Here is a 22,256-nt window from a genome sequence, read left to right on the forward strand (position 1 = left end):
TCATCCGATCGCGGCCGATCCTGTCCATGGCACGCCCTCCCCGGCCCAGACGCCGCTCCCGGCCCGCGGGCGCGCAGCCGAGCGGATCGCCGGGCCCGGCGCGCGCCCTTTATGGGGGAGACGGCGGCGGGGTCCGGCGTCACGTCTTCGTGACCCGCGCCCCTCAGGCGGGGTCCGGTCCCGGGAATGCCGGCGTGGAGGCCGGCGGGGAGGCCAGGCCGTAGGTGGCCTCGGCGACCCGGTTCAGGGGGCCGCCCGGCCCCGACCGCTTCCACAGGCGCGTGTTGAGGGCCGCCACCGGATCCCGACCGGGCAGGGTGAAGCCCTGCCCGGCGAGCACCTCCAGGATCTCGGCCGCGTGCAGCGGCCGGCCCGCCCGCGCGATCGCCGCGCAGGCCGCCTGCACCACGGCCCGGCCGTAGCGACGGGCGCCGGCGGCGTCCTCCGTGAAGGCGATCGCCGGCGGGATCGGGCCGGCGCCGACGGCGGGCTCGGGCGCCCCCGCGGACCGCGCCGCCGGACCAGCCTGCGCGCCCCACCGCCCGCGGGCCGCGCGCTCCCCGTCGGCAGGCGCTCCGGGCCGGGCCTCCGGTACGTCCAGACCCCGCGGCGGCGGCCCGTCGGCCGGGTCTCGGCGCAGCCCAACCGGCGGATCGGGCCTCAGGGCCGGATCCGGCCGCGCGTCGGCACCGCCGGCCGCCAGCCGGCGACCGAGCTCCTGGTAGAGGACGAGATCGGCGATCTCCCGATCGAGCGCCTCGCGCTGGCGGCGCAGCGCGGCCAGCCGCGCCGCGATCTCGGACTCCGACAGGCCCACGTCATGTTCCCTCCGAGTGGACGGAACATATACTCATTCCCATCGGCTTCGGGAATAGCCGCTAACGCGCATTCCCATCATATTCCTCCTGGTGATGGGAACGGCACCGGCGCGCCGACCGTCCTATTCCTTGACGCGTCTCCGTATTCCCTTGCCCGCCGGGCGGGGCGGCACGAGCAGCGTGCTGGGATCGGCCGGGTGCAGGGTCAGGCCGCCGTCGTCGAGCACCAGCGGCAGCCGCGGAAACACCTCGCGCAGATGCGCGAGATCGGCCTTGAACGCCTGGCGGAAGCTGCGGATCGAGGCGTTCTCGGCCCCGAACTGCGCGTGGAGGTTGGCCCAGGTCAGGCGGAGCGGCCGCTGCAGGGACCGCAGGCGGTAGCCGGTCCAGAACAGCAGGTCGAGCTTGCGCGCCGAGCCCGAGAAGGCCCGCGCGGCCCGCACGTCCACCGGCAGGGCGTGCCGGATCAGGGTCTCGTAGAATTCGGGATCGAAGCGCACCGTGCGGCCGGCCTCGTCGTCCCCCTCCCCGGCGCGGGGGCGCCACAGTTCCAGGCTGCGGAACGGCGGGACGTTGAGGGTGGTCGCGCTGTCGCGCCCGTCCCAGAGGCCGATCTGCATGGAGCAGGCGGCCAGCCGGTTCAGCTGCTCCTTGAACTGGCGGATGGTGCCGCGCTCGCCCCCCGTGACCGCGAAGCCCATCTCGCGCATGAAGCCCGACAGGGTCTCGGCCACCTTCACGGTGGGGCTGCGCTGGCGCACGGCCTCGGTGCAGAGGTGGAGCAGGACCAGCCGGGCCTTCGGGCCGTAGGGCAGCCCCTGGGGCTCGAAGGCGCCGGTCTCCGGGTCCTTGATCCGGCCGGCGATCAGGTTGAGCGAGTTGCGGCCGTAGCTGCGGGAGAATTCCCGCACCGGCCCGGGATCGCGGTAGGGCAGGCCGCACAAAGCCAGCACCGAGTGGATGTGCTGGAGGCTCGACGGGAGGGCCGGCTCGTTCTCGATCACGAGGCGCACCGCGTCGCGGCGGCGCTGGTCGCGCGACAGCCCGGCCCGGCGGCTCTCCTCCTCCCCCAGGAGGGCGGCCTGGGCATCGCGCTCGCGCTGACGGTGCAGCACGTGCTCGACGATCTGGGCGAACAGGAAGCCGCCGCGCGCCGCCTCGATCTCGGCCCGCAGGTCCGGGTCGTGGATCCCGGCGATCTTCTCCTCGATGCTCATCGCCCCTCGGCCCGCGGTGCACGGGCGCGTCCATCCGGCAGGCGGACGGACGGCCCGATCCTGCCATGCCACGATTCGCCCGCCGCGGCCCCCGTCCGGTCGGCCTTGTCCCGGCAATCCACGCTTCCCCGCTGCGCGGTCGCGCCCGAAAGCGGGCCGAGGCCGGTCGCTCGACGGCCGGTCCCCGCCCCGGCGCGCAGAGTTCAATACGGGCCTCGTCCCCGCCGATCCGGCGCTGAGTCGGACACAGAGTCGGACGCAGAGTCCGATACGCGCGACCGCACGGTGTCCGTCCCCGTTATCCACCGACCCGGGCTCGAATCCGCGCCGAATCAGATACGCGGCCGCGCAGATTCCGATACGCCGAGGGGCGGCCCGCGCGCAGACTCGGATACGCCACCGCGCAGAGTTCAATGCACCCCCGCGCAGAGTCGGATGCGTGAACCCGGAACAAAGCCCTGGCACAGATGCGGAATTCGCCGCCCCATATAACCTGCTGAACTGACTCTCTGAGAGATTCATCCAGATAATCTTCCTACTGCGGATCCGACCGTTCGTTCTGACGAACGACCGTGTCGAGCCCGCACGTGCACAGAGTTCGAAGGGAATATGAGCAGGTTTTCCACATTCCTACGAGGACCGATCGTTCCGGCTTGACGGATCGGCGAGGGAATCCGGTGCCGTGCCGCCGCGCTCCGTCGATCCCCGCGGTGGTGTCCTGGACCGCGCCGGGGTCCCGGTGTGATGCCGGCTTGACGCGGGCGATGCCGCCCGGTTTCTCGGCTCCTTCCGAGAGGGCCCTCAGAGAAGAGCGCGCCGATGCCCCCCTTGCCCGAATCCACCCGGCCCAGCCTCGCCCCAGCCAGGGTCCCTTCGCCGATCGAAGCCCGATGACGGATCGCCGCGACGACGGCCGGCCGCCCGGCGGACGCCCCAACCGGCCCCGCCCGCACGGGTCCCGGCCCCCGACCCCCAGGCCCGGAGGCCGGCCGGGCGCGGCGGCCCGCCCGTGGGAGGAGGCCGGCGACGGGCCGACCGTGCTCTACGGCTGGCATCCCGTGGTGCAGGCCCTGGGCAACGCCCGGCGGGGCCTGCACCGGCTGCTCGCCACCGAGAACGCGGCCGCGCGGCTGGAGGCCGAGTTCGGCGGCGCCGTGCGGATCACCCCGGAACTGGTGCGGCCGAGCGACATCGGCCGCCTGCTCGGCCCGGACGCCGTCCACCAGGGGCTGTACCTGGAGGCCGAGCCCCTGCCCGCCCCCGGCCTCGACGACCTGCCCGCCGACGCGCTGGTGCTGGCGCTCGACCAGATCACCGACCCGCACAACGTCGGGGCGATCGTGCGCACCGCCGCGGCCTTCGGGGTGGCCGGGATCGTCACCACGGCGCGCCACGCGCCGGGCGCCACCGGGGTCCTGGCGAAATCCGCCTCCGGCGGCCTGGAGCACGTGCCCTTCGTGACCGTCCGGAACCTCGCCGAGGCCCTGATCGAACTGGGCGAGCGCGGCTTCACCCGGGTCGGCCTCGATTCGGACGCGCCCGAGAGCCTCGACGCGCTGACGGTCGCGCGGCCGCTGGTGATTGTGCTGGGTGCCGAGGGCAAGGGCCTGCGCGAGCGGACCCGGGGCTGCTGCGACGTCCTGGCCCGGATCCCCTTCTCGGGCGCGATCCGCAGCCTCAACGTCTCGAACGCCGCCGCCATCACCCTCTACGCCCTCGGCCGGAGCAGGGACTGACAGGGACTGACAGGGGCCCGACGGGGCCGCGACGGACGCGCGACCGGGACGCGGCCGGCCCGGCACCCGATCGGTCCCGCCGCGACACGTTCGGAAACACGGAACCGGCTCCGGATCCCCCTCTTCCGCCTAGGCAATCTTCGCAACTTCCCGTAGAATATGCGGTGAGGGGGGCGTCGGCTCGAGGGCTGCGCCGGATGTTGGACGATGCGTTTACCTACGGCGGTTGGGCCCTCGGCCTGGTCGCCGTCGGCGTGTGGATTTGGCTCGCGCGGCGCGCCTTCCCGAGCTTCGAATCCTTCGTGACGGGCTTCGACGACGAGCTCCAGCTCGGCGCCAGCCCGGAGGAGCGCGCGCGCAGCGCGCGCTGGCATCAGGTCCGTCAGGCCGCCATGGCCCTGACGGCCGTCGCGGCCCTGTGCCTGTCGATCGGCTTCGCGATTCCCGACTGAACCGGTAAACCCGGAGGCGGTCCGGTCCCGTCCGATCGGGATCATGCCCGGGACCTCTGCCCGGGACCTCTGCCCGGGTCCCGCTCCGGAGCGCGACGGTGCCGGGCGCGCACCGTCCCTGGTCCGGGGCCCCGGCGTGATGTACCGGATCCGCGGAACCGCCCCGGTACGGTCCGGGACGCGGAGGGAGCAGCCGACCGTGCCGCCAGCCGTCGAACGCCCGGCCGCCCCGTCATCCGGGGTCGCGCGGCCGCACGCCTCCGACATCGCGGCGCGCCTGGAGCGGCTGCCCATGTCGGGCTACCAGCGCAGGATCTTCGCGATCATCGCCTCGGCGTGGCTCGTCGACCAGATCGACGTGGCGCTCCTGACCTTCCTGCTCGGCGCGATCGTGGCGGCCTTCGGCCTGACGCCCACCGAGGCCGGGCAGCTCGCCGCCATGACCTTCGCGGGCCAGCTCGTGGGCAACATCCTCGCGGGCACCGCCTCCGACCGGTTCGGCCGCAAGGCGGTGTTCCAGGTGACCATGGTGGTCTGGGGGCTGGCGAGCCTCGCGGCGGCGGCCGCCTGGAGCCTGCCCGTGCTGATGGCCTGCCGGTTCCTGATCGGGGTCGGCGTCGGCGGCGAGGCGCCGGTCGCGCAGGCGATGGTCTCGGAGATCGTCCCGGCCCAGGTGCGCGGCAAGTACATCGCGATCCTGGAGGGGTTCTGGGCGGTCGGCTACGTCCTCTCGGGGGCGATCAGCTTCTTCGTGCTGCCCTATCTCGGCTGGCGCTGGGCCTTCGTGGTGGTCGGCCTGCTGTCGCTCGTGGTGCTGGCGGTGCGCCGCACGATGCCGGAATCGCCCCGCTGGCTCGCCGAGGCGGGCCGCGAGGCGGAGGCGGAATCCGCGATGGCCGCGATGGAGCGGGCCGTGGAGCGCGCCACCGGCCGCCCCCTCCCCCCGGTCGCGCCGGCCCTGGCCGCGGTGACGGCCGCGGTGACGGCCGAGGCGACGGCGGCCGTGCCCGGCCCGCAGCAAGGCCCGCGACTCGGCGCCGTCGCGACGTTGTTCGCGCCCGCGTACCGCCTGCGCACCGTGATGGCGTTCGGGCTGTGGTTCTTCGCGCTGATCGGCTTCTTCGGCCTCAATTCCTGGATCGCCGTGCTGCTCAAGGAGCGCGGCTTCTCGATCGTCGGCTCTGTGGGCTTCGTGACCCTGATCACCCTCGGCGGCATCCCGGGCTTCGCCGCCGCGGCCGTGCTGCTCGAGCGGGTCGGCCGCAAGCCCACCACCGCCCTGTTCCTGATCTGCGCGGCGGCGGCGGCCTACCTGTACGGCAATGCCGGCGCCGGGACGGTGCTGACCGTCTCGGGCGTCGCCGTGACCTGGCTGTTCGTCGCCGGCTTCGTCATGCAGTTCTTCATGTTCGGCATGTGGAGCTGCCTCTACGCCTACACGCCGGAACTCTACCCGACCCGGGCCCGGGCCACGGGCGCCGGCTTCGCCTCGGCCTTCGGGCGGATCGGCGCCATCCTGGGGCCGATGATCGTGCCGGTGCTGGTGCGCGACCACGGCCCGGCCACCGCGTTCCAGGTCGGCGCGGGCGGCTTCCTGATCGCCGCCCTGCTGGTCCTGACCCTCGGCGTCGAGACCCGCGGCAAGGTGCTGGAGGCCGTCTCGCACTGAGCCGGTTCCCGACGCCGCGTGTCGGGGCTCTGCCCTGACGACCCGCCAGAGGGCCCCGCCCTCCGGAAACCCGACCTATCCGCCGATCACACTGGGGAGTCACAAAATGCCCGTCGTGGACATGCGCAGCCGGCCGACCTTCCTGCACCGATTCTTCGGCGCCGAGCCGGACACGCCGGAATTCGGCGTCGCGCGCTGGCTGAACGCCCGGGTCGGCAGCCGGGAGGTGGAGCACTTCACCCGCGGCGCGACGATCGAGGGCTTCCGCGCCGAGATGGACGGGGCCGGCATCGACGTCGCCGTCATGGTCGCCCGCTCGGTGCCGGGGGTGCGGGTCTCGAACGACGCCCTGGCGGAGGCCGCCCGGCACGACCCGAGGCGGCTGATCGGCATCGCCTCGGTGGACCCGGTGAAGCTCGGCCGCAAGGCTGCCCTGGCGGAGGCGCGGCGCGCCGTGACCGAACTCGGCTTCAAGGGCATCAACCTCGATGCCGGCTTCTACCGCGAGGCCATGCGGGCCGACGACGCGCGCCTGATGCCGCTCTACGAGCTGTGCCAGGACCTGAAGGTCCCGGCCTTCGTGATGTCGGGCCCGACGACGCCGGACCTGCGCCTCAACGACCCCCTGGCGGTGGACCGGGTCGCCAGAGCCTTCCCGACGCTGCCGATCGTGTGCTGCCACGGGTTCTACCCGCACGTGGCCGAGATGGTGACGGTGGCGTTCCGCAACGCGAACGTCCTCGTCTCGCCCGACATGTACACGTTCGCGCCGGGCGGCGGCCTCTACGTCGAGGCGGCGAACGGGTTCATGAGGGACCAGTTCCTGTTCGGCTCCTCGTTCCCGTTCCGGCCGATGGGCCAGGGCGTCGCGGATTTCCGCGGCCTCGGCCTGTCCGAGGAGGCCCTGGAGGCGGCCCTCTGGCGCAACGCCGACCGGCTGCTCGGGCTCGGCCTCGCCGCGTAGGGAAAGCCCGGTTTCGAAAGGTCCGGGACCTGTCGCGGGCGCGGCCCGCCTGTCGGGGGCGCCGCCCCGACACCCCGCCGAAGGGCCGAGCCCTTCGGGAACCCCCTCCTCAGGCCGCCCGGACCCGGGTGAGGAAGTCCTCCACCGCGCCGCGCAGGTCGCCCGCCTGCCGGGACAGGTCGGCCGCCGCGTGCAGCACCTGGGCCGAGCCCTGGCTCGCGGTGCCGGCCGCCGCGCCGACGCCCGCCATGTGCTGCGAGACTCCGCGCGTGTCCTGCGAGGTCCGCGCGGTGGTCCGGGCGATCTCCGCGGTCGCGGCGCCCTGCTGCTCGACCATGGCGGCGATCTCGGCGCCGATCCGGGCGAGGTCGCGGATCACCGCGGTGATGCCGCCGATCGACCGGACCGAGGCCTCGGTCGATCCGGTGATCTCCCCGACCTTGCCGGCGATCGCCTCGGTGGCCCGGGCGGTCTGCTCCGCGAGGTGCTTGACCTCGGCGGCCACCACCGCGAAGCCGCGGCCCGCCTCCCCGGCGCGCGCCGCCTCGATGGTCGCGTTGAGCGCCAGCAGGTTGGTCTGGCCGGCGATCTGCGAGATGATCGCGACGATCTCCCCGATGCTGCCGGCCGCCTGGGCGAGGCGGTGGACTTCCCCGGCCATGCCGTCGGCGCTCCGGGTGGCGTTCGCCGCGAGGTCCGCCGAGGACCCGACCTGCACGCCGATCTCCCGGACCGAGGCGGTGAGCTCCTCGGTGGCCGCCGCCACCGTGTCGGCCGAGCGGGCGGCCGAATCGGCCGACACCGCCACCGCCCGGCTGAGATCGGTCGTGTCCTGGGCGGCCCGGGCCATCCCGTGCGCGGAGGCCTCCAACTGGGCCGCCGCCGCCGAGACGGCCGCGACGATCCCGCCGACCTGGCGCTCGAAGCTGTCGGCGAGGCCGAGGGCGGCCGCGCGCCGGGCCGCCGCGGTCTCGGCGGCGAGCCGCTCCTGCGCGGCCCGGGCCGCCCGGCGCTCGGCGACGCTGTCGCGGAACGCCAGGGCGGCCGCGGCGATCGCCCGGACCTCGCGCGGCCCGCCGGTTGGGATGGTCAGGTCGGCCGTGCCCGCGTCCCGGCCGATCGCGGTCAGCACCCCGGCCATCCGGGAGAGCGGCCGGGCGATGGCCGTGCCGAGCCAGATTGCGAGGCCGGCCGAGAGGGCGAACAGGGCGAGCCCGCCGGCGGCCCAGAGGGCCAGCATCCGCTCGGCGCGGGCGTGCACCGCCCCCGCGGCCGCCACGAGGTCGGCGGTGAGCCGGTCCTCCACGCCCTTCAGGGCGTCGATGCGCTGCGTGGCGAGGCGGAACCACGCCGGCGCGTCGCGGAAGGCGAGGGGCGTCCCCGGCACCGTCTCCTGCGCCGACGCGCGCAGGCGCGCGACCTCGCGGGCCGGCCCGGCCGCCTCCGCGGCGTCGAGCAGGGTCGCCTGTCCCGCTTCGGCCCCGGCCCGGAACAGGCCGGCATAGGTCGCCTGCTCGGCCGAGAGGGTCGCGAGGCGGCCGGCGGCCGCGAGGTCGAGGTTGCCGGAGGCGAAGACCGACGCGGCGACGGCCCGCTCCTGGCCGGCCGCCTCCTTCAGCGCCAGGAAGGCCGCGTAGGCGTTCGCCCGGGCGGCGAGGCCGGCCTCGTCGATCGCGCCGCCCATGGCCCGCACCAGCCCGAGCCCCTCCCCGATCAGGCCCGTGTAGTAGGCCACGGCCTGGGGCGGGGCCGCCGTCAGGGCATCGACCGCCCGGCGCTGCGCGGCCAGCCCCGTGAGCGCCTGCGCGAAGCCCTCGCTCCGGGCCGCGAAGACCGGCCCGAAGCCCGTCGCGGCGGTCACGGCCTCGGGCAGCCCGGCGAGCGCCGCGTCGGTGCGTCCGCGCTGGGCCGCCAGTTCCGGGCCGAACTGCGCGCCCTTCGCGCCCAGGAACAGGCTCGAGGCCCCGCGCTCCCGCTGGGCCTCGTGCACGAAGGCGCTGATCCGGGACGCGAGGCCGACCAGGCTCTCCACCCGGTCCATCTCGGCCCGCCGCGCCCACTGGTCCGACACGGCGAGGCCGGCCGCCCCCGCGAAGGCGAGGCACGGGGCGAGCGCCACCGCCAGGATGCGGGCGCGGAGGGAGGCGAGGATCGGCATCGGAAGTTCTGGAACCGTCCGGCGGGAGACGCGCCACCTTCCGGCCAAGTCATAAAAATCCAGTTATGCTGTCTCGCCCATATTCGGCACAGGTCTGCCCAATCAGGCAGCGTTCTGGGCCGTATCTGCCAATTCGGCGTGCAGATCACCCCAGGTCTTCAGCGCGCGGATGACCGGCTCGAGGGACCGCCCCCGCTCGGTCAGGCTGTATTCGACCTTCGGGGGAACCTCGGCGTAGACCGTCCGGGTGATCAGGCCGTCCGCCTCCATTTCGCGCAGCTGGTTCGTGAGCATGCGCTGGGTCACGCCGGCGACCCGCCGGCGGATCTCGTTGAAGCGCAGGGTCCCCTCCAGCAGGTGATAGAGGACCACGCCCTTCCACTTGCCGTCGATGAACCGGAGGGTCGCCTCGACGGCGCAGCCGGGGCTGCAGGCGCCGGCGTGATGGCGGGTGCGCGGCATGGCGATGTCTCCGACGGTATCGTTTCTGGCACTATCGGCGTTTTATGTGCGTACTTGCGGTCCGTGAAGGCGGCCGGCATCTCCTGCGGCGACAGCCCGAGGAGATCACCATGCGCGCCGTCGGCTACCGCAAGTCCCTGCCGATCACCGATCCCGAAGCCCTGGTCGACCTCGACCTGCCCCAGCCGGAGCCCGGCCCGCGCGACCTGCTGGTGAAGGTCGAGGCGGTCTCGGTGAACCCGGTCGACACCAAGGTCCGGCGGCGGGCCGAGCCGGAGGAAGGCGGCGCCAAGGTGCTCGGCTGGGACGCGGCCGGCACCGTCGTGGCCGCCGGCGCGGAGGTCCAGGGCTTCGCCGCGGGCGACGCGGTGTTCTACGCGGGCGACCTCACCCGGCCGGGGACGAACGCCCGGTTCCACTGCGTCGATGCCCGCATCGTCGGGCGTAAGCCGCGAGGTCTCGGCTGGGCGCAGGCCGCCGCCCTGCCGCTCACCGCGATCACCGCCTGGGAGACCCTGTTCGACCGCCTCGACGCGGGAAAGCCGGTTCCGGGCGCCGCCCCGGCGATCCTGATCGTCGGCGGCGCGGGGGGCGTCGGCTCGGTGGCGATCCAGCTCGCCCGGGAACTCACCGACCTCACCGTGATCGCCACCGCGTCGCGGCCCGAGACGGCGGCCTGGTGCCGGGACCTCGGCGCCCACCACGTGGTCGACCATTCCAGGCCCCTGGCGGCCGAGGTGGCGGCCCTGGGGCTCGGCGCGCCGGGCCTCGTCTTCTCCACGACCAACACCGACGCGCACCTCGCCGCGATCGTCGACCTCGTCGCCCCGCAGGGCCGCCTCGCCCTGATCGACGATCCGGAGCGCCTCGATGTCGGGCTCCTCAAGCGCAAGAGCCTGTCGCTGCACTGGGAGTTCATGTTCACCCGCTCGATGTTCGCCACCGCCGACATCGCCGCCCAGGGCGCGCTCCTCGACGAGGTCGCCCGCCTCGTTGATGCGGGTCGCCTGCGCACCACCCTGGGCGAGCATTACGGGCGGATCGACGCCGCGAACCTGCGGCGCGCCCACGCGCTGATCGAGAGCGGGCGCGCCAGGGGCAAGATCGTGCTCGAAGGCTTTTCGGACTGAGGAGGACGCGATGGCGGAAGCGGCGGGGACCGGGATCTTCGACGTGGCGGCGCTGGCGGCGGCGCTGCCCGAGCGGGCGCAGACCCTCCTGGTCGACACCTACCTGACCGACCGGGAGGCCGCGAGCGCCCGGGTGTTCCGGGTCTACCGGCCGACCCCGCCGCACTATCACGCCACCTGCGACGAGTACCTCTACTGCCTGTCGGGCCGGGGCACCTTCTGGATGGGCGATCCCGCCTCCGTGGCCGCGTTCGGCCCCGGCCAGCTCCTGTTCTTCGAGAAGGGCACGGTCCACGCGATGCCGGAGCTCGAGCCCGGGGACCCGGTGGTGTTCCTGTCGATCGACACGCCCCGGCGGGCGCCCACCGACATCGTCTTCGTGAACCCGGAGGACGGCAGCCCCGCCACCTTCCTGGCGCGCAACGCCCGGGCGTGAGCCTCACACCCGCAGGGAGCGCCCGGCCGCCGCCACGCCGACGAGCAGGACCGCCACGATCAGGAGCGCCGCGGGGAGGCCGAGCGCCTGCGCGGCGAAGCCGATCAGGGCCGGGCCCGCCAGCACCCCGGCATAGCCCAGCGTCGTCACCGCCGGCACCGCCACGCTCTCGGGCATCGCCCTCTGGCGGCCGGCCGCCGTGAACAGGACCGGGACGATGTTGGCGCAGCCCGCCCCGACCAGGGCGTAGCCGGCGAGCGCCGCCTCCCAGGCCGGGACGAGGACCGAGAGCGCGAGGCCGACGGCCGCCAGCAGGCCGCCGAGGACGACCACGCTCCGGCGCCCGAGCCGGGCCACGACCCGGTCGCCCGCGAGCCGGCCGGCCGTCATCGTCACCGAGAAGGCCGCGTAGCCGAGCGCCGCCCAGGCCGGGTCGAGCCCCCGCTGCTGGATCAGGAAGACCGCGCTCCAGTCGAGCGCCGAGCCCTCGGTGAGGAACACCACGAAGCAGAGCAGGCCGAGCACCAGCACCGGGCCGCGGGGCAGCGCGAAGGCGGGGCCGCGCGCCCCTCCCCTGTCCGTCGGCAGGATGCCGGGCCAGGCGGCGGCGAACAGGGCCGCGATGCCGGCGACCAGGAGCAGCACGCTCCAGCCCGCGCCGAGGCCCGCCGCCAGCAGGCCGCTGGCGATCAGCGCCCCCAGGATGCAGCCGAGGCTGTAGAGGCCGTGGAAGCCCGACATCATCGGGTGCCCGCTCCGGCGCTCCACCGCGACCGCCTGCAGGTTCATGACGCAGTCCACCGCCCCCATCCCGGCCCCGAACAGCAGGAGCCCCAGGGTGAGGGGCACGAGCCCCGAGGCCACGGCCAGCACCGGGAGGGCGAGGCCGAGCGCCAGCGTGCCGGCGAGCAGGACCGGCCGGAAGCCGAGCCGCGCGGCCGCCGCCCCGGCGCTCGGCATCGCCAGGATCGAGCCGACGCCGAAGGTGAGGAGCAGCAGGCCGAGCCCCGCCGCGTCGAGGCCGGCGCGGTCCTTCACCAGCGGCACCAGGGGCGCCCAGGTGGCGTTGGCGATGCCCACGATCAGGAACAGGAGCCGCGTGGACACGCGCTGCCCGCGGGCCGCGTTCCGGTCTCCGGCCCCGCCGCGGACGACGGGATCGGTCATGTCGAGCGCTGGCATCGGCACCTGCGATGGAGGCGATTCGGGAAATGGATCCCGGCGACGTGGGGCCTCGGCTCCCGCGGTGCAACACCGCGGCCGACGCGCGCAGCCCGGTCACGCGTCGGTCACGCACCGGTGACGGGCGCGCTTGCGCAGGCGCCCGCTCGACGCGCTCGACCGGCCATTTGGGCCCCGCCGGATCGCTTCGCCGCGCGCGCAGGAGTGGCGGCCCGTGCACGGAGCGGTTGCCGCCGTACGCGTTTCGTTCTAGCAAGGGCGGCGCATGACGGGCCTGCGTCCCGCCGGCCGCATCTTGCCGTGGGCCCCCTCGGGCTCGACATGAGCCGGAGCGGCGGCTGGCCCGCGCGCGAATCCGATCCGGATCCGATCCGACTGCGTCGACGCCTCGAGAGACCGCCGCCCTCATGGCCAAAGCCCAAGCTGGAAGTCGTGCCGCAAGCCGCGCCGGCGCCGCCCGAGACGCCGCGAAGGCTTCCCCGAAAGCCGCCGCCCCGACGGTCTCCAAGGCACCGAAGGCCGGCCTCGCCAAGGCACCTCAGCTCAGGCCGGCCCGCGCCAAGTCCGAGAAACCCGCCCGGTCCGGGGCGGCGGCCGAGGCCGCCATCGACGCCAAGCTCGAGGCGCTGTTCGACGCCGCGCCGGCCCCCGTCGAGGACCGGCGGGTCATCGCGATCCGCGGCGCCCGGGAGCACAATCTCAAGAACGTCGACCTGACCATCCCCCGGGACAAGCTCGTGGTCTTCACCGGGCTGTCGGGCTCGGGCAAGTCGTCGCTGGCCTTCGACACGATCTACGCCGAGGGGCAGCGCCGCTACGTCGAGTCGCTCTCGGCCTACGCCCGCCAGTTCCTGGAGATGATGTCGAAGCCCGACGTCGACCAGATCGACGGGCTGTCGCCGGCGATCTCCATCGAGCAGAAGACCACGTCCAAGAACCCCCGCTCCACCGTGGGGACGGTGACCGAGATCTACGACTACATGCGCCTGCTCTGGGCGCGGGTCGGCATCCCCTACTCGCCGGCCACCGGCCTGCCGATCGAGAGCCAGACCGTCCAGCAGATGGTCGACCGGGTGCTGGAGCTGCCGGAGAAGACCCGGCTCTACCTGCTGGCGCCCGTGGTCCGCGGGCGGAAAGGCGAGTACCGCAAGGAAATCGCCGAGTACCAGAAGAAGGGTTTTCAGCGGCTGCGCGTGAACGGCGAATACTACGCCATCGACGACGTGCCCAAGCTCGACAAGAAGTTCAAGCACGACATCGACGTGGTGGTCGACCGGATCGTGGTCCGCGCCGATATCGGCTCGCGGCTCGCCGAGTCCTTCGAGACCGCGCTGGAGCTCGCCGACGGCGTCGCCGAGATCGTGTTCGCCGACGCCCCCGAGGGCGAGACGCCCCGGACCGTCACCTTCTCGTCGCGCTTCGCCTGCCCGGTCTCGGGCTTCACCATCGCGGAGATCGAGCCGCGGCTGTTCTCGTTCAACAACCCGTTCGGCGCCTGCCCGACCTGCAGCGGCATCGGCCACGAGATGCGGATCGACCCCGAACTGGTCATCTCCGACCCTGGCTTGAGCCTGAAGCGCGGCGCGGTCGGCCCCTGGGCGAAGTCGACCTCGCCCTATTACGGCCAGACCCTGGAGGCGCTGGCCGAGCATTTCGGCTTCAAGACGGGCGTCCCCTGGCAGAGCCTGTCGGAGACGGCCCGCGCCATCGTGCTCTACGGCTCGGGCAAGCAGTCGATCCGCTTCGCCTACGATGACGGGTTGCGCAAGTACACGGTCAACAAGCCGTTCGAGGGCGTGATCCCGAACCTGGAGCGCCGCTACAAGGAGAGCGACTCGGACGCGGTGCGGGAGGAGATCGGGCGCTTCATGAGCGAGACGCCCTGCGCCGCCTGCGGCGGCAAGCGGCTGAAGCCCGAGGCGCTGGCCGTGAAGGTCGCCATGGCGGACATCGCCGACGTGACGGCCCTGTCCGTCTCGGAGGCCCATCGCTGGTTCTCCGAGCTGCCGGACAAGCTCACGGCGAAGCAGAACGAGATCGCGGTCCGGATCCTGAAAGAGATCCGCGACCGGCTGAGCTTCCTGGTGGATGTCGGCCTCGAGTACCTGACGCTCGCCCGCGGCTCGGGCTCGCTCTCGGGCGGCGAGAGCCAGCGCATCCGGCTGGCCTCGCAGATCGGCTCCGGGCTGACCGGCGTGCTCTACGTGCTCGACGAGCCCTCGATCGGCCTGCACCAGCGCGACAACGAGCGGCTGCTCGGCACGCTCAAGCGCCTGCGCGACCTCGGCAACTCGGTGATCGTGGTCGAGCACGACGAGGACGCGATCCTGCAGGCCGATTACGTGGTCGATGTCGGCCCGGGCGCCGGCATCCACGGCGGCGAGATCATCGCGCAAGGCACCCCGGCCGAGGTCCTGGCCAATCCCGCCTCGCTCACCGCCAAGTATCTCACCGGCGCGATGTCGGTGCGCACCCCGACCGCCCGCCGCAAGGGCCGGAAGGGCAAGCTCGGGCTGTTCGGCGCGCGGGGCAACAACCTCAAGGACGTCGACGTCGAGATCCCGCTCGGCACCTTCACGTGCATCACCGGCGTCTCGGGGGGCGGCAAGTCCACCCTGGTGATCGACACCCTCTACAAGGCCATCGCCAAGAAGCTGAACGGCGCCCTGGAGCACCCGGCCCCCTACGGGCGGCTGGAGGGGCTGGAGCACCTCGACAAGGTCATCGACATCGACCAGTCGCCGATCGGGCGCACGCCGCGCTCGAACCCCGCCACCTATATCGGCGCCTTCACGCCGATCCGCGACTGGTTCGCGGGCCTGCCGGAGGCCAAGGCGCGCGGCTACCAGCCCGGCCGCTTCTCGTTCAACGTCAGGGGCGGGCGCTGCGAGGCCTGCTCGGGCGACGGCGTCATCAAGATCGAGATGCACTTCCTGCCGGACGTCTACGTCACCTGCGACGTCTGCAAGGGCAAGCGCTACGACCGCGAGACCCTGGAGGTGAAGTACCGGGGCAAGTCGATCGCCGACGTGCTCGACTCCACCGTCGAGGAGGCGGCCGAGCTGTTCAAGGCGGTGCCGGCGATCCGCGACAAGCTCGAGACCCTGAAGCGAGTCGGCCTGCACTACGTCCATGTCGGCCAGCAGGCCACTACCCTGTCGGGGGGCGAGGCGCAGCGGGTGAAGCTGTCCAAGGAGCTGTCGAAGCGCGCCACCGGCCGCACCCTCTACATCCTCGACGAGCCGACCACCGGCCTGCACTTCCACGACGTCGCCAAGCTCATGGAGGTGCTCCACGAGCTGGTCGACCAGGGCAACACCGTGGTGGTGATCGAGCACAACCTCGAAGTGATCAAGACCGCCGACTGGGTGATCGACATGGGCCCCGAGGGCGGCGACGGCGGCGGCCGGGTGGTGGCGCAGGGCACGCCCGAGGCGATCGCGCGCGCGACCGCGAGCCACACCGGCCGGTTCCTGCGCGAGGTGCTGGAGCGGCGCCCCGCCTCACCGGCGAGCCGCGGTCGCGCCGCGGAGTAGCGCCGCGGACCGTCCCGCTCGGCGGCCGTCCCCGGGCGGCCCGCGCCGCCGACCGGGCCGCGCGATTCCGCGGATCCGTCGCAGCGCGGGTCCGACGCGGCGGTTCACCCGATCCCGGCGCGGCAGTTTCTGCCGGGTGCCGGCCGGAACCCGCCCGGGCGGGCGGTGATTCGAGCCGCGGGGCGCCGGTCCGAACCGGTTGCCGGCGGGTGCGGCGCCGGCTCCCGGCCGCCGCGTCCGGACCGGCGGCCTGCCCGATCGTCGTCCCGGCCTTGCCGGATTCTCCCGCCGCCCGGCCCGACAACAGCTTGACCGTTCAACGATATTTTGCCGGACCCCCCGTCCGAGCAGGGTCTGTGGACAGTGTTGCATCGCCGCAAAAATGCGGCTTTTGCGCAACGGTTCGGCCGGTTGTGCCGTTTCGGCGAGCATTCCACTGTCTTTCCGAGGGTCTCTGTAGAATAGTCGCAGACGTTGAGACGGGCAGGCTCCGTGGGGGCGCTCGGCAGGTCCGAAGCCGGCAGCCGCGATAGGCGAGCAGACCGGCAGGGAAGTGCCGAATGCGGGACGGACGCCGTGTGACCTTGGGAAGGAATGAGAAAATGATGAAGAACTGGCTCGCGGCCGGCACGGTCGCGCTCACGGTCGGCATGACCTCGACGATCGCGCAGGCGCAGACCACCACGGTTCCCGGCGAGCAGGTCGGCCTCGCGGTCGGCGCGCCCCTGCCGGAAGGCCTCTACGCCATCAACACGTTCACCTACCGCCGCACCGATGGCCGGAACGATCCCGACACGGCCGTCAACATCCCGGTCCTGGTCTGGTCGACCCCGTTCGTGCCGTTCGGCGGCCGCGTCGAGCTGCTCGTGGCGCCCCCGACCGTGTTCGCCTTCACCCGCAACCCGGCGGGCGTGCGCAACAAGGACATCTCGATCAACGTCGGCACCTTCGTCGGCGGCATCTGGGCCTTCGACCTCGGCAACAACTTCGGCGTCAGCTTGCTCGGCGGCGCCTACCTGAACGACCTGAACGGCGACCGCGGCTCGATCATCACCGCGAACGGCACGACGGCCACCCCGGTCCTGCCGCAGCTCTCCTCCAACACCTACCGCTTCGGCGTCGCCGGCAGCTACACGGGTGACGGCTGGAACCTGACCGCCAACCTGACCGCCAACATCTACGACTCGCCCGGCCGCTTCCCCGGCCAGGTCGGCGCCGCCATCGGCCCGATCCGCCTGTCGGACTCGCTGAACTTCGACCTCACGGCGACCAAGAAGTTCGGCAACTTCGAGATCGGTCCGATCGCCTACGGCACCTACAACTTCGACATCAGCCAGGCCAGCGCGGCGGCCGGCAACCGCGGCCGCTTCGCCATCGGCGGCCTCATCGGCTACGACTTCAAGATCTTCACCGTCCAGGCCTACGTCGCCCGCGACGTCGTGACCGGCGCGCAGCTCACCACCGCGTTCGGCCAGACCCGCAGCAACTACTCCACCGACGGCTGGATCCGGTTCATCGTGCCGCTGTACTCGCCGGCCCCGGCCGCCTCGCCGGTCCCGGCGGCCCTGGTCCGCAAGTACTGAGACCCTCCCGAGACGCCGGGCCCCCCGCCGCCGCGCGGCGGGGGCGCCCGGATCTCCGACAGGCCGTCCTCCGGGACGGCGCGCCGCCCGGCTCCGCCGGGCGGTTTTTTTGTTGCGCCGGCCCCGCCGCGCGCGGGCCCGTGCCATGGGTCGCAACCGGCCGCGGGTGACGCGGGCGGCGCGGACATCCTATGGTGTGCCGATGGCGCGGCTCCGGGGCCGACCGGAGCGCAGGCGGACGAGCCGAAGGAAAGTCATGGCGACGCAGGGCGAGTGGAAGATCCCCGCGCAGGCCCAGCCCAGGCCCGCGGATTACGGCTACGACCTCGACCGGGCGCTCTCCGCGGTCCTGGCCCTGTCGGCGCGGATCCCGGAGAGCGCGTTCACGGCCGAGACGCTCGGCACCGAGCGCGCCGGCAACGGCGTGGTGATCCGCGAGGACGGGCTGGTGCTCACCATCGGCTACCTCGTCACCGAGGCCGAGAGCGTCTGGCTCACCACCCGGGACGGCCGCTCGGTGCCCGGCCACGTCCTCGGCTTCGACGCCGCCACCGGCTTCGGCCTGGTCCAGGCGCTCGGCGATCTCGGCGTGCCGGCCCTCCCGCTCGGCCGCTCGGCCGGGCTGAAGACCGGTGACCGGGCCGTGCTGGCGGGGGCGGGCGGGCGCCAGCGCTGCGTCGCCGTCGAGGTCGTGGCCCGGCAGGAATTCGCCGGCTACTGGGAGTACGTCCTCGACGAGGCCCTGTTCACCGCACCCGCGCACCCGCACTGGGGCGGCACCGCGCTGATCGGCCCCCAGGGCGACCTGCTCGGCATCGGCTCGCTGCAGTTGCAGCAGGGCGGCGCCGGCGCGGCGCGGCCGATCAACATGGTCGTGCCCATCGACCTGCTGACGCCGATCCTCGAGGACCTCGCCACGCGCGGGCGCGCCGACCGGCCGCCGCGCCCCTGGCTCGGCCTCTACGCCACAGAGAGCGAGGAGGGCATCGTCGTCATGGGCCTCGCCGATAACGGCCCGGCCGAGACCGGCGGCCTCCAGGCCGGCGACGTGATCGAGGCGGTGGCCGGCGAGCCGGTGGCCGATCTCGCCGCCCTGTTCCGCAGCGTCTGGGCCCTCGGCGAGGCCGGGGTGCGGGTCCCCCTCACGATCCGCCGGGAGGGGCGCGGCGTGAAGCTCGCCCTCGTCTCCGGGGATCGGGAGCGGTTCCTGCGCACGCCCTCGCTGCACTGAGTTTGCGACCCGGAGCGTGCAACCTTCGCGCTCCGAGCGGCGTTGCCGCGGCGCTGTCGCGGGCCTGTACCGGACACAACCTACGGCTCAGCGACGGTTCAGGTGGCGGGACCGAATCTCGAACGACCGGCTCCCGATCCGCCGGAAGCGTTGAGGAGATCCAGTCATGACGATTCTGAGCGCACCGCGCGCGAAGGCGCTCGTGATGGCCGCCGCGGTCGCCGGCGGCCTCGGGCTCGCGGGGTCCGCCGAGGCGGCCGGGGGCTGCGGCCCCGGCTTCCACCCCAATCCCTGGGGCATCTGCCGGCCGAACTGGGGCCCCCGGCCCTACGGCTACTGGCGGCGCCCGATCTACTACGGCGGCTACTACCGGCCGCGGCCGTTCTACCGGCCCTACGGGTTCTACGGGCCGCGCCCGTTCTACTGAGCCCCGGTCCGGGCGCTCCAGAGACGACAGGGAGGGCGTCCCGCCGACCGGCGGGGCGCCCTTCGCGCGTGCGGGACCCCCCTCGGCGGCCCGCATGCGCACAAAGAATGACCATTCGGAAACCTTGCCGGTTTCTTAAGCCGGTTATGCAATTCCCGCAGGTCTGATGCTTGACCTTGCGCCTCCTGCTGCGCTGCGGCGGGATTATATGTGCGTTGCACCAACAAGAGGCAGCGATGCGCAATGAGGCGCCATCGTCTGCCCGAGCAGAGGTCACAGCACACCATGTCCGCCGCCCGTAGCGTCCTGAGCCGCGTCCGCGCCTATCTCCGGTACCGCGACACCGTCACCCAGCTGTCCCGCCTGTCGGACCGCGATCTTGCCGATCTCGGCATCAACCGCAGCGAGATCCGCGGCGTCGCCCGCGTCTGATCCCAGCGCCCGCGTCACAGCACCCGAGACGAAGTCCCGAAGGACCGCCGCCCGTTGATCCGGACGGCGGTCCTTCGCTATTCTCAGACATGACACAGACCATCCACATCGTCGGCGGCGGCCTCGCCGGATCCGAGGCCGCCTGGCAGGTGGCCGAAGCCGGGCACCGCGCCGTGATCCACGAGATGCGCCCGGTGCGCGGCACCGAGGCCCACCGGACGGACGGGCTGGCCGAGCTCGTCTGCTCGAACTCCTTCCGGTCCGACGACCCCGAGGGCAACGCCGTCGGGCTGCTGCACCAGGAGATGCGCTCCTTGAGCTCGCTGATCATGCGGGCGGCCGACGCCAACCAGGTGCCGGCGGGCGGGGCGCTGGCGGTCGACCGCGAGGGCTTCTCCGCCGCGGTGACCCGGGCCCTGGAGCAGCACCCCAACGTCACCCTCGTCCGCGGCGAGGTCGAGGGCCTGCCGCCGGAGGAGTGGGGCCCCTGCATCGTCGCCACCGGCCCGCTCACGGCTCCGGCGCTGGCCGAGGGCATCCGCGGGCTCACCGGCGCCGAGTCGCTGGCCTTCTTCGACGCGATCGCGCCGATCGTCCACCGCGACTCGATCGACATGGACGTGGCGTGGTTCCAGTCCCGCTACGACAAGCCGGGACCCGGCGGCACGGGCGCGGACTACCTCAACTGCCCGATGAGCCGCGAGCAGTACGACGCCTTCGTGGCCGCCCTCGTGGCGGGCGAGAAGATCGGCTTCAAGCAGTGGGAGGGCACGCCCTACTTCGACGGCTGCCTGCCCGTCGAGGTCATGGCCGAGCGCGGCCCCGAGACCCTGCGCCACGGGCCGATGAAGCCCGTGGGGCTCACCAACCCCCGCGACCCGCTGGTCAAGCCCTGCGCGATCGTGCAGCTGCGCCAGGACAACGCGCTGGGCACCCTGTACAACATGGTCGGCTTCCAGACGAAGCTGACCTACGCCGAGCAGGTGCGGATCTTCCGCACGATCCCCGGCCTGGAGCGGGCCGAGTTCGCCCGCCTCGGGGGCCTGCACCGCAACACCTATCTCGACAGCCCGCGCCTCCTCGACGCCACCCTCCGGCTGAGGGCCCGGCCCGCCCTGCGCTTCGCCGGTCAGATCACCGGCTGCGAGGGCTACGTGGAGAGCGCCGCGGTCGGGCTGATGGCCGGCCGCTTCGCCGTCGCGGAGGCGGCCGGCGACCCCCTCGCCCCCCTGCCCCAGAGCACGGCCCTCGGCGCGCTCATCGCCCACATCACCGGCGGCCACCTGAGGGCGGACGGCGAGGCCAACGCCCCGCGCTCGTTCCAGCCGATGAACGTCAATTTCGGCCTGTTCCCGCCGCTCGAGCGGGCCCCCCGCAACGAGACCGGCCGGCGCCTGCGCGGGCCCGAGAAGGCGGCGCTGAAGAAGCGCGCGCTCACCGACCGGGCCCGGGCCGACCTCGCTCTGTGGCTGGAGGGCGCGCGGGGCGGCGCGCAGGGTGGTGCGTCGAGACCTGCGGCGGCGGAATAGCTGGCCGCACGGGGGTTGCACCGCCGGAGGCCTCGTCACTCGGCCTCGTCACTCGGCCTCATCGCCTGGGCGCACCATGACCGCGATCGACACCCGAGCCTTCCTGGCCGACCTGTACGAACTGCGCGAGATCGGCCGGTTCCGCACCGGCGTCCACCGGCCGACCTTCTCGGCGGAAGACATGGAATCCCGGCGCTGGCTGATGGCCCGGCTCGAGGCCTGCGGCCTGGAGGCGTCCATCGACGGGATCGGCAACGTGCTGGGGCGCCACCGCGGCCCCGGCCCGCACCTGCTGGTCGGCAGCCACATCGAGACGCAGAACGAGGCCGGCTGGCTCGACGGGGCGCTGGGCGTCGTGGCCGGGGTGGCGCTGGCCCGCGCCGGGCTGCCCGTCGACGTCGTCGCCTTCGCCGATGAGGAGGGGCACTTCTCCGGCGGCTTCCTGGGCAGCCGCTCGGCGATCGGCGACCTGACCGAGGCCGAGATCGACGAGGCGCGCAACCGCACCGACGGCACGCCGCTCCGCGCGGCGCTCGCGAGCGCCGGCCTCGCCGGCCTGCCCCGGACGCGGCTCGACCCGGACCGCTACCGCGGCTTCCTGGAGATGCACATCGAGCAGGGGACGCAGCTCGAATCCGCCGGCCTGCACCTCGGCGTGGTGAGCGGCATCGTGGCGATCTGGCAGTTCCGGATCGATTTCGCCGGCAACCAGGACCACGCGGGCGGCACCACCATGGCGGAGCGCCGGGACGCGGGCCTCGCGGCGGTGCGGCTGCTGGCGACGATCGACCGGGAATTCCTGAAGGTCTGCGGCCCGCGCAGCACCTGGACGACGGGGCGGATCACCCTGGATCCCGGCGGCTTCAGCATCATCCCGGGCCGGGCCGAGGTGTATTTCCAGTTCCGCGACGTGGCGATGCCGGTGCTGGAGCGGATGGAGGCCTGCCTGGAGGCGCTGGTGCGGGAATCGAACCGGCGCGAGCGCTGCCCGGCCACGCTGACGACCCTGGCGAAGGCGATCCCCGCCCCCTGCGACCCGGCCCTGATGCGCGCCCTCTCGGAGGCGGCCGAGAGCGTCTGCCCCGGCTCGTGGCAGGTGATGCCGTCGGGCGCCGGGCACGACGCCCAGAACGTCGCCCGGATCCTGCCGGCCGCGATGCTGTTCGTGCCCTCGATCGGCGGCATCAGCCATCACTGGGCGGAGGATACCGCCGACGCCGACCTCGCCCTCGGCGTGCGGGCGCTCGGCGACGCGGCGGCGCGGGTGCTGGCGGGCTGAGCGTGCCGCCCCGGG

General features: G+C 73.3%; 18 protein-coding genes. 13 read left to right on the top strand and 5 right to left on the bottom strand.

What is annotated here, in order from left to right; all coding sequences use genetic code 11:
- Nucleotides 1-163 precede the first annotated feature (163 nt).
- Nucleotides 164-817, bottom strand: coding sequence for a hypothetical protein (locus tag LOK46_RS08380; RefSeq protein ID WP_273563343.1), 654 nt, complete (start codon nucleotides 815-817; stop codon nucleotides 164-166).
- 123 nt (nucleotides 818-940) lie between these two features.
- Complete coding sequence (locus LOK46_RS08385; protein ID WP_273563344.1) at nucleotides 941-2,035, bottom strand: replication protein RepA; 1,095 nt, start codon at nucleotides 2,033-2,035, stop codon at nucleotides 941-943.
- Between the two features lie 890 nt (nucleotides 2,036-2,925).
- Here LOK46_RS08385 and LOK46_RS08390 point away from each other — a divergent pair.
- From LOK46_RS08390 to LOK46_RS08405, 4 genes are all read left to right on the top strand, one after another.
- Nucleotides 2,926-3,771, top strand: coding sequence for a TrmH family RNA methyltransferase (locus LOK46_RS08390; RefSeq protein ID WP_273563345.1), 846 nt, complete (start codon nucleotides 2,926-2,928; stop codon nucleotides 3,769-3,771).
- 197 nt (nucleotides 3,772-3,968) lie between these two features.
- Complete coding sequence (locus LOK46_RS08395) at nucleotides 3,969-4,223, top strand: hypothetical protein (RefSeq protein ID WP_273563346.1); 255 nt, start codon at nucleotides 3,969-3,971, stop codon at nucleotides 4,221-4,223.
- 139 nt (nucleotides 4,224-4,362) lie between these two features.
- Nucleotides 4,363-5,892 carry an MFS transporter gene (locus LOK46_RS08400; RefSeq protein ID WP_443192893.1) on the top strand — a complete coding sequence of 510 codons (1,530 nt, stop codon included), beginning with the start codon at nucleotides 4,363-4,365 and terminating at the stop codon, nucleotides 5,890-5,892.
- Between the two features lie 106 nt (nucleotides 5,893-5,998).
- On the top strand, nucleotides 5,999-6,856 hold the full coding sequence (locus LOK46_RS08405) for an amidohydrolase family protein (protein ID WP_273563348.1): 858 nt from the start codon (nucleotides 5,999-6,001) through the stop codon (nucleotides 6,854-6,856).
- A gap of 109 nt (nucleotides 6,857-6,965) precedes the next feature.
- On the opposite strand, the gene LOK46_RS08410 is transcribed toward LOK46_RS08405, so the two are convergent.
- Together LOK46_RS08410 and LOK46_RS08415 are read right to left on the bottom strand one after the other, a co-directional pair.
- The gene (locus LOK46_RS08410) at nucleotides 6,966-9,014 is read right to left on the bottom strand and encodes a methyl-accepting chemotaxis protein (RefSeq protein WP_273563349.1); all 2,049 of its coding nucleotides are present in this window, start codon (nucleotides 9,012-9,014) and stop codon (nucleotides 6,966-6,968) included.
- Nucleotides 9,015-9,116: 102 nt separating this feature from the next.
- Entirely contained in the window at nucleotides 9,117-9,476 is a 360-nt protein-coding gene (locus tag LOK46_RS08415) for a winged helix-turn-helix transcriptional regulator (RefSeq protein WP_273563350.1), read from the bottom strand.
- Nucleotides 9,477-9,586: 110 nt separating this feature from the next.
- Here LOK46_RS08415 and LOK46_RS08420 point away from each other — a divergent pair, with 110 nt between their 5' ends.
- Both LOK46_RS08420 and LOK46_RS08425 read left to right on the top strand, forming a co-directional pair.
- Nucleotides 9,587-10,606 carry a zinc-binding alcohol dehydrogenase family protein gene (locus tag LOK46_RS08420; RefSeq protein ID WP_273563351.1) on the top strand — a complete coding sequence of 340 codons (1,020 nt, stop codon included), beginning with the start codon at nucleotides 9,587-9,589 and terminating at the stop codon, nucleotides 10,604-10,606.
- Nucleotides 10,607-10,616: 10 nt separating this feature from the next.
- Nucleotides 10,617-11,042: a cupin domain-containing protein gene (locus LOK46_RS08425; RefSeq protein ID WP_273563352.1), complete on the top strand. Its 426-nt coding sequence runs from the start codon at nucleotides 10,617-10,619 to the stop codon at nucleotides 11,040-11,042.
- A 3-nt stretch (nucleotides 11,043-11,045) separates the two neighbouring features.
- Here the strand turns inward: LOK46_RS08425 and LOK46_RS08430 are convergent, their stop codons facing one another.
- Nucleotides 11,046-12,209 (bottom strand): MFS transporter, encoded by a 1,164-nt coding sequence (locus tag LOK46_RS08430; protein ID WP_273563353.1) that lies wholly within the window; start codon nucleotides 12,207-12,209, stop codon nucleotides 11,046-11,048.
- A 422-nt stretch (nucleotides 12,210-12,631) separates the two neighbouring features.
- Here LOK46_RS08430 and uvrA point away from each other — a divergent pair, with 422 nt between their 5' ends.
- The 7 genes from uvrA to LOK46_RS08465 all read left to right on the top strand — a co-directional run bounded on the left by uvrA (nucleotide 12,632) and on the right by LOK46_RS08465 (nucleotide 22,241).
- On the top strand, nucleotides 12,632-15,760 hold the full coding sequence (gene uvrA / locus LOK46_RS08435; RefSeq protein ID WP_273563354.1) for an excinuclease ABC subunit UvrA: 3,129 nt from the start codon (nucleotides 12,632-12,634) through the stop codon (nucleotides 15,758-15,760).
- 602 nt (nucleotides 15,761-16,362) lie between these two features.
- Nucleotides 16,363-17,343, top strand: coding sequence for a transporter (locus LOK46_RS08440; RefSeq protein ID WP_273563355.1), 981 nt, complete (start codon nucleotides 16,363-16,365; stop codon nucleotides 17,341-17,343).
- A gap of 256 nt (nucleotides 17,344-17,599) precedes the next feature.
- Nucleotides 17,600-18,574 (top strand): S1C family serine protease, encoded by a 975-nt coding sequence (locus LOK46_RS08445; protein WP_273563356.1) that lies wholly within the window; start codon nucleotides 17,600-17,602, stop codon nucleotides 18,572-18,574.
- 166 nt (nucleotides 18,575-18,740) lie between these two features.
- Nucleotides 18,741-19,001: a GCG_CRPN prefix-to-repeats domain-containing protein gene (locus tag LOK46_RS08450; RefSeq protein WP_273563357.1), complete on the top strand. Its 261-nt coding sequence runs from the start codon at nucleotides 18,741-18,743 to the stop codon at nucleotides 18,999-19,001.
- Nucleotides 19,002-19,286: 285 nt separating this feature from the next.
- The gene (locus tag LOK46_RS08455; protein ID WP_020095497.1) at nucleotides 19,287-19,433 is read left to right on the top strand and encodes a DUF1127 domain-containing protein; all 147 of its coding nucleotides are present in this window, start codon (nucleotides 19,287-19,289) and stop codon (nucleotides 19,431-19,433) included.
- An 89-nt stretch (nucleotides 19,434-19,522) separates the two neighbouring features.
- On the top strand, nucleotides 19,523-20,962 hold the full coding sequence (gene trmFO, locus LOK46_RS08460; protein ID WP_273563358.1) for a methylenetetrahydrofolate--tRNA-(uracil(54)-C(5))-methyltransferase (FADH(2)-oxidizing) TrmFO: 1,440 nt from the start codon (nucleotides 19,523-19,525) through the stop codon (nucleotides 20,960-20,962).
- Nucleotides 20,963-21,038: 76 nt separating this feature from the next.
- Complete coding sequence (locus LOK46_RS08465) at nucleotides 21,039-22,241, top strand: Zn-dependent hydrolase (RefSeq protein ID WP_273563359.1); 1,203 nt, start codon at nucleotides 21,039-21,041, stop codon at nucleotides 22,239-22,241.
- Nucleotides 22,242-22,256: the final 15 nt, after the last annotated feature.

This window comes from Methylobacterium sp. NMS14P (genome assembly GCF_028583545.1).
In the GTDB taxonomy this organism is placed as follows: domain Bacteria; phylum Pseudomonadota; class Alphaproteobacteria; order Rhizobiales; family Beijerinckiaceae; genus Methylobacterium.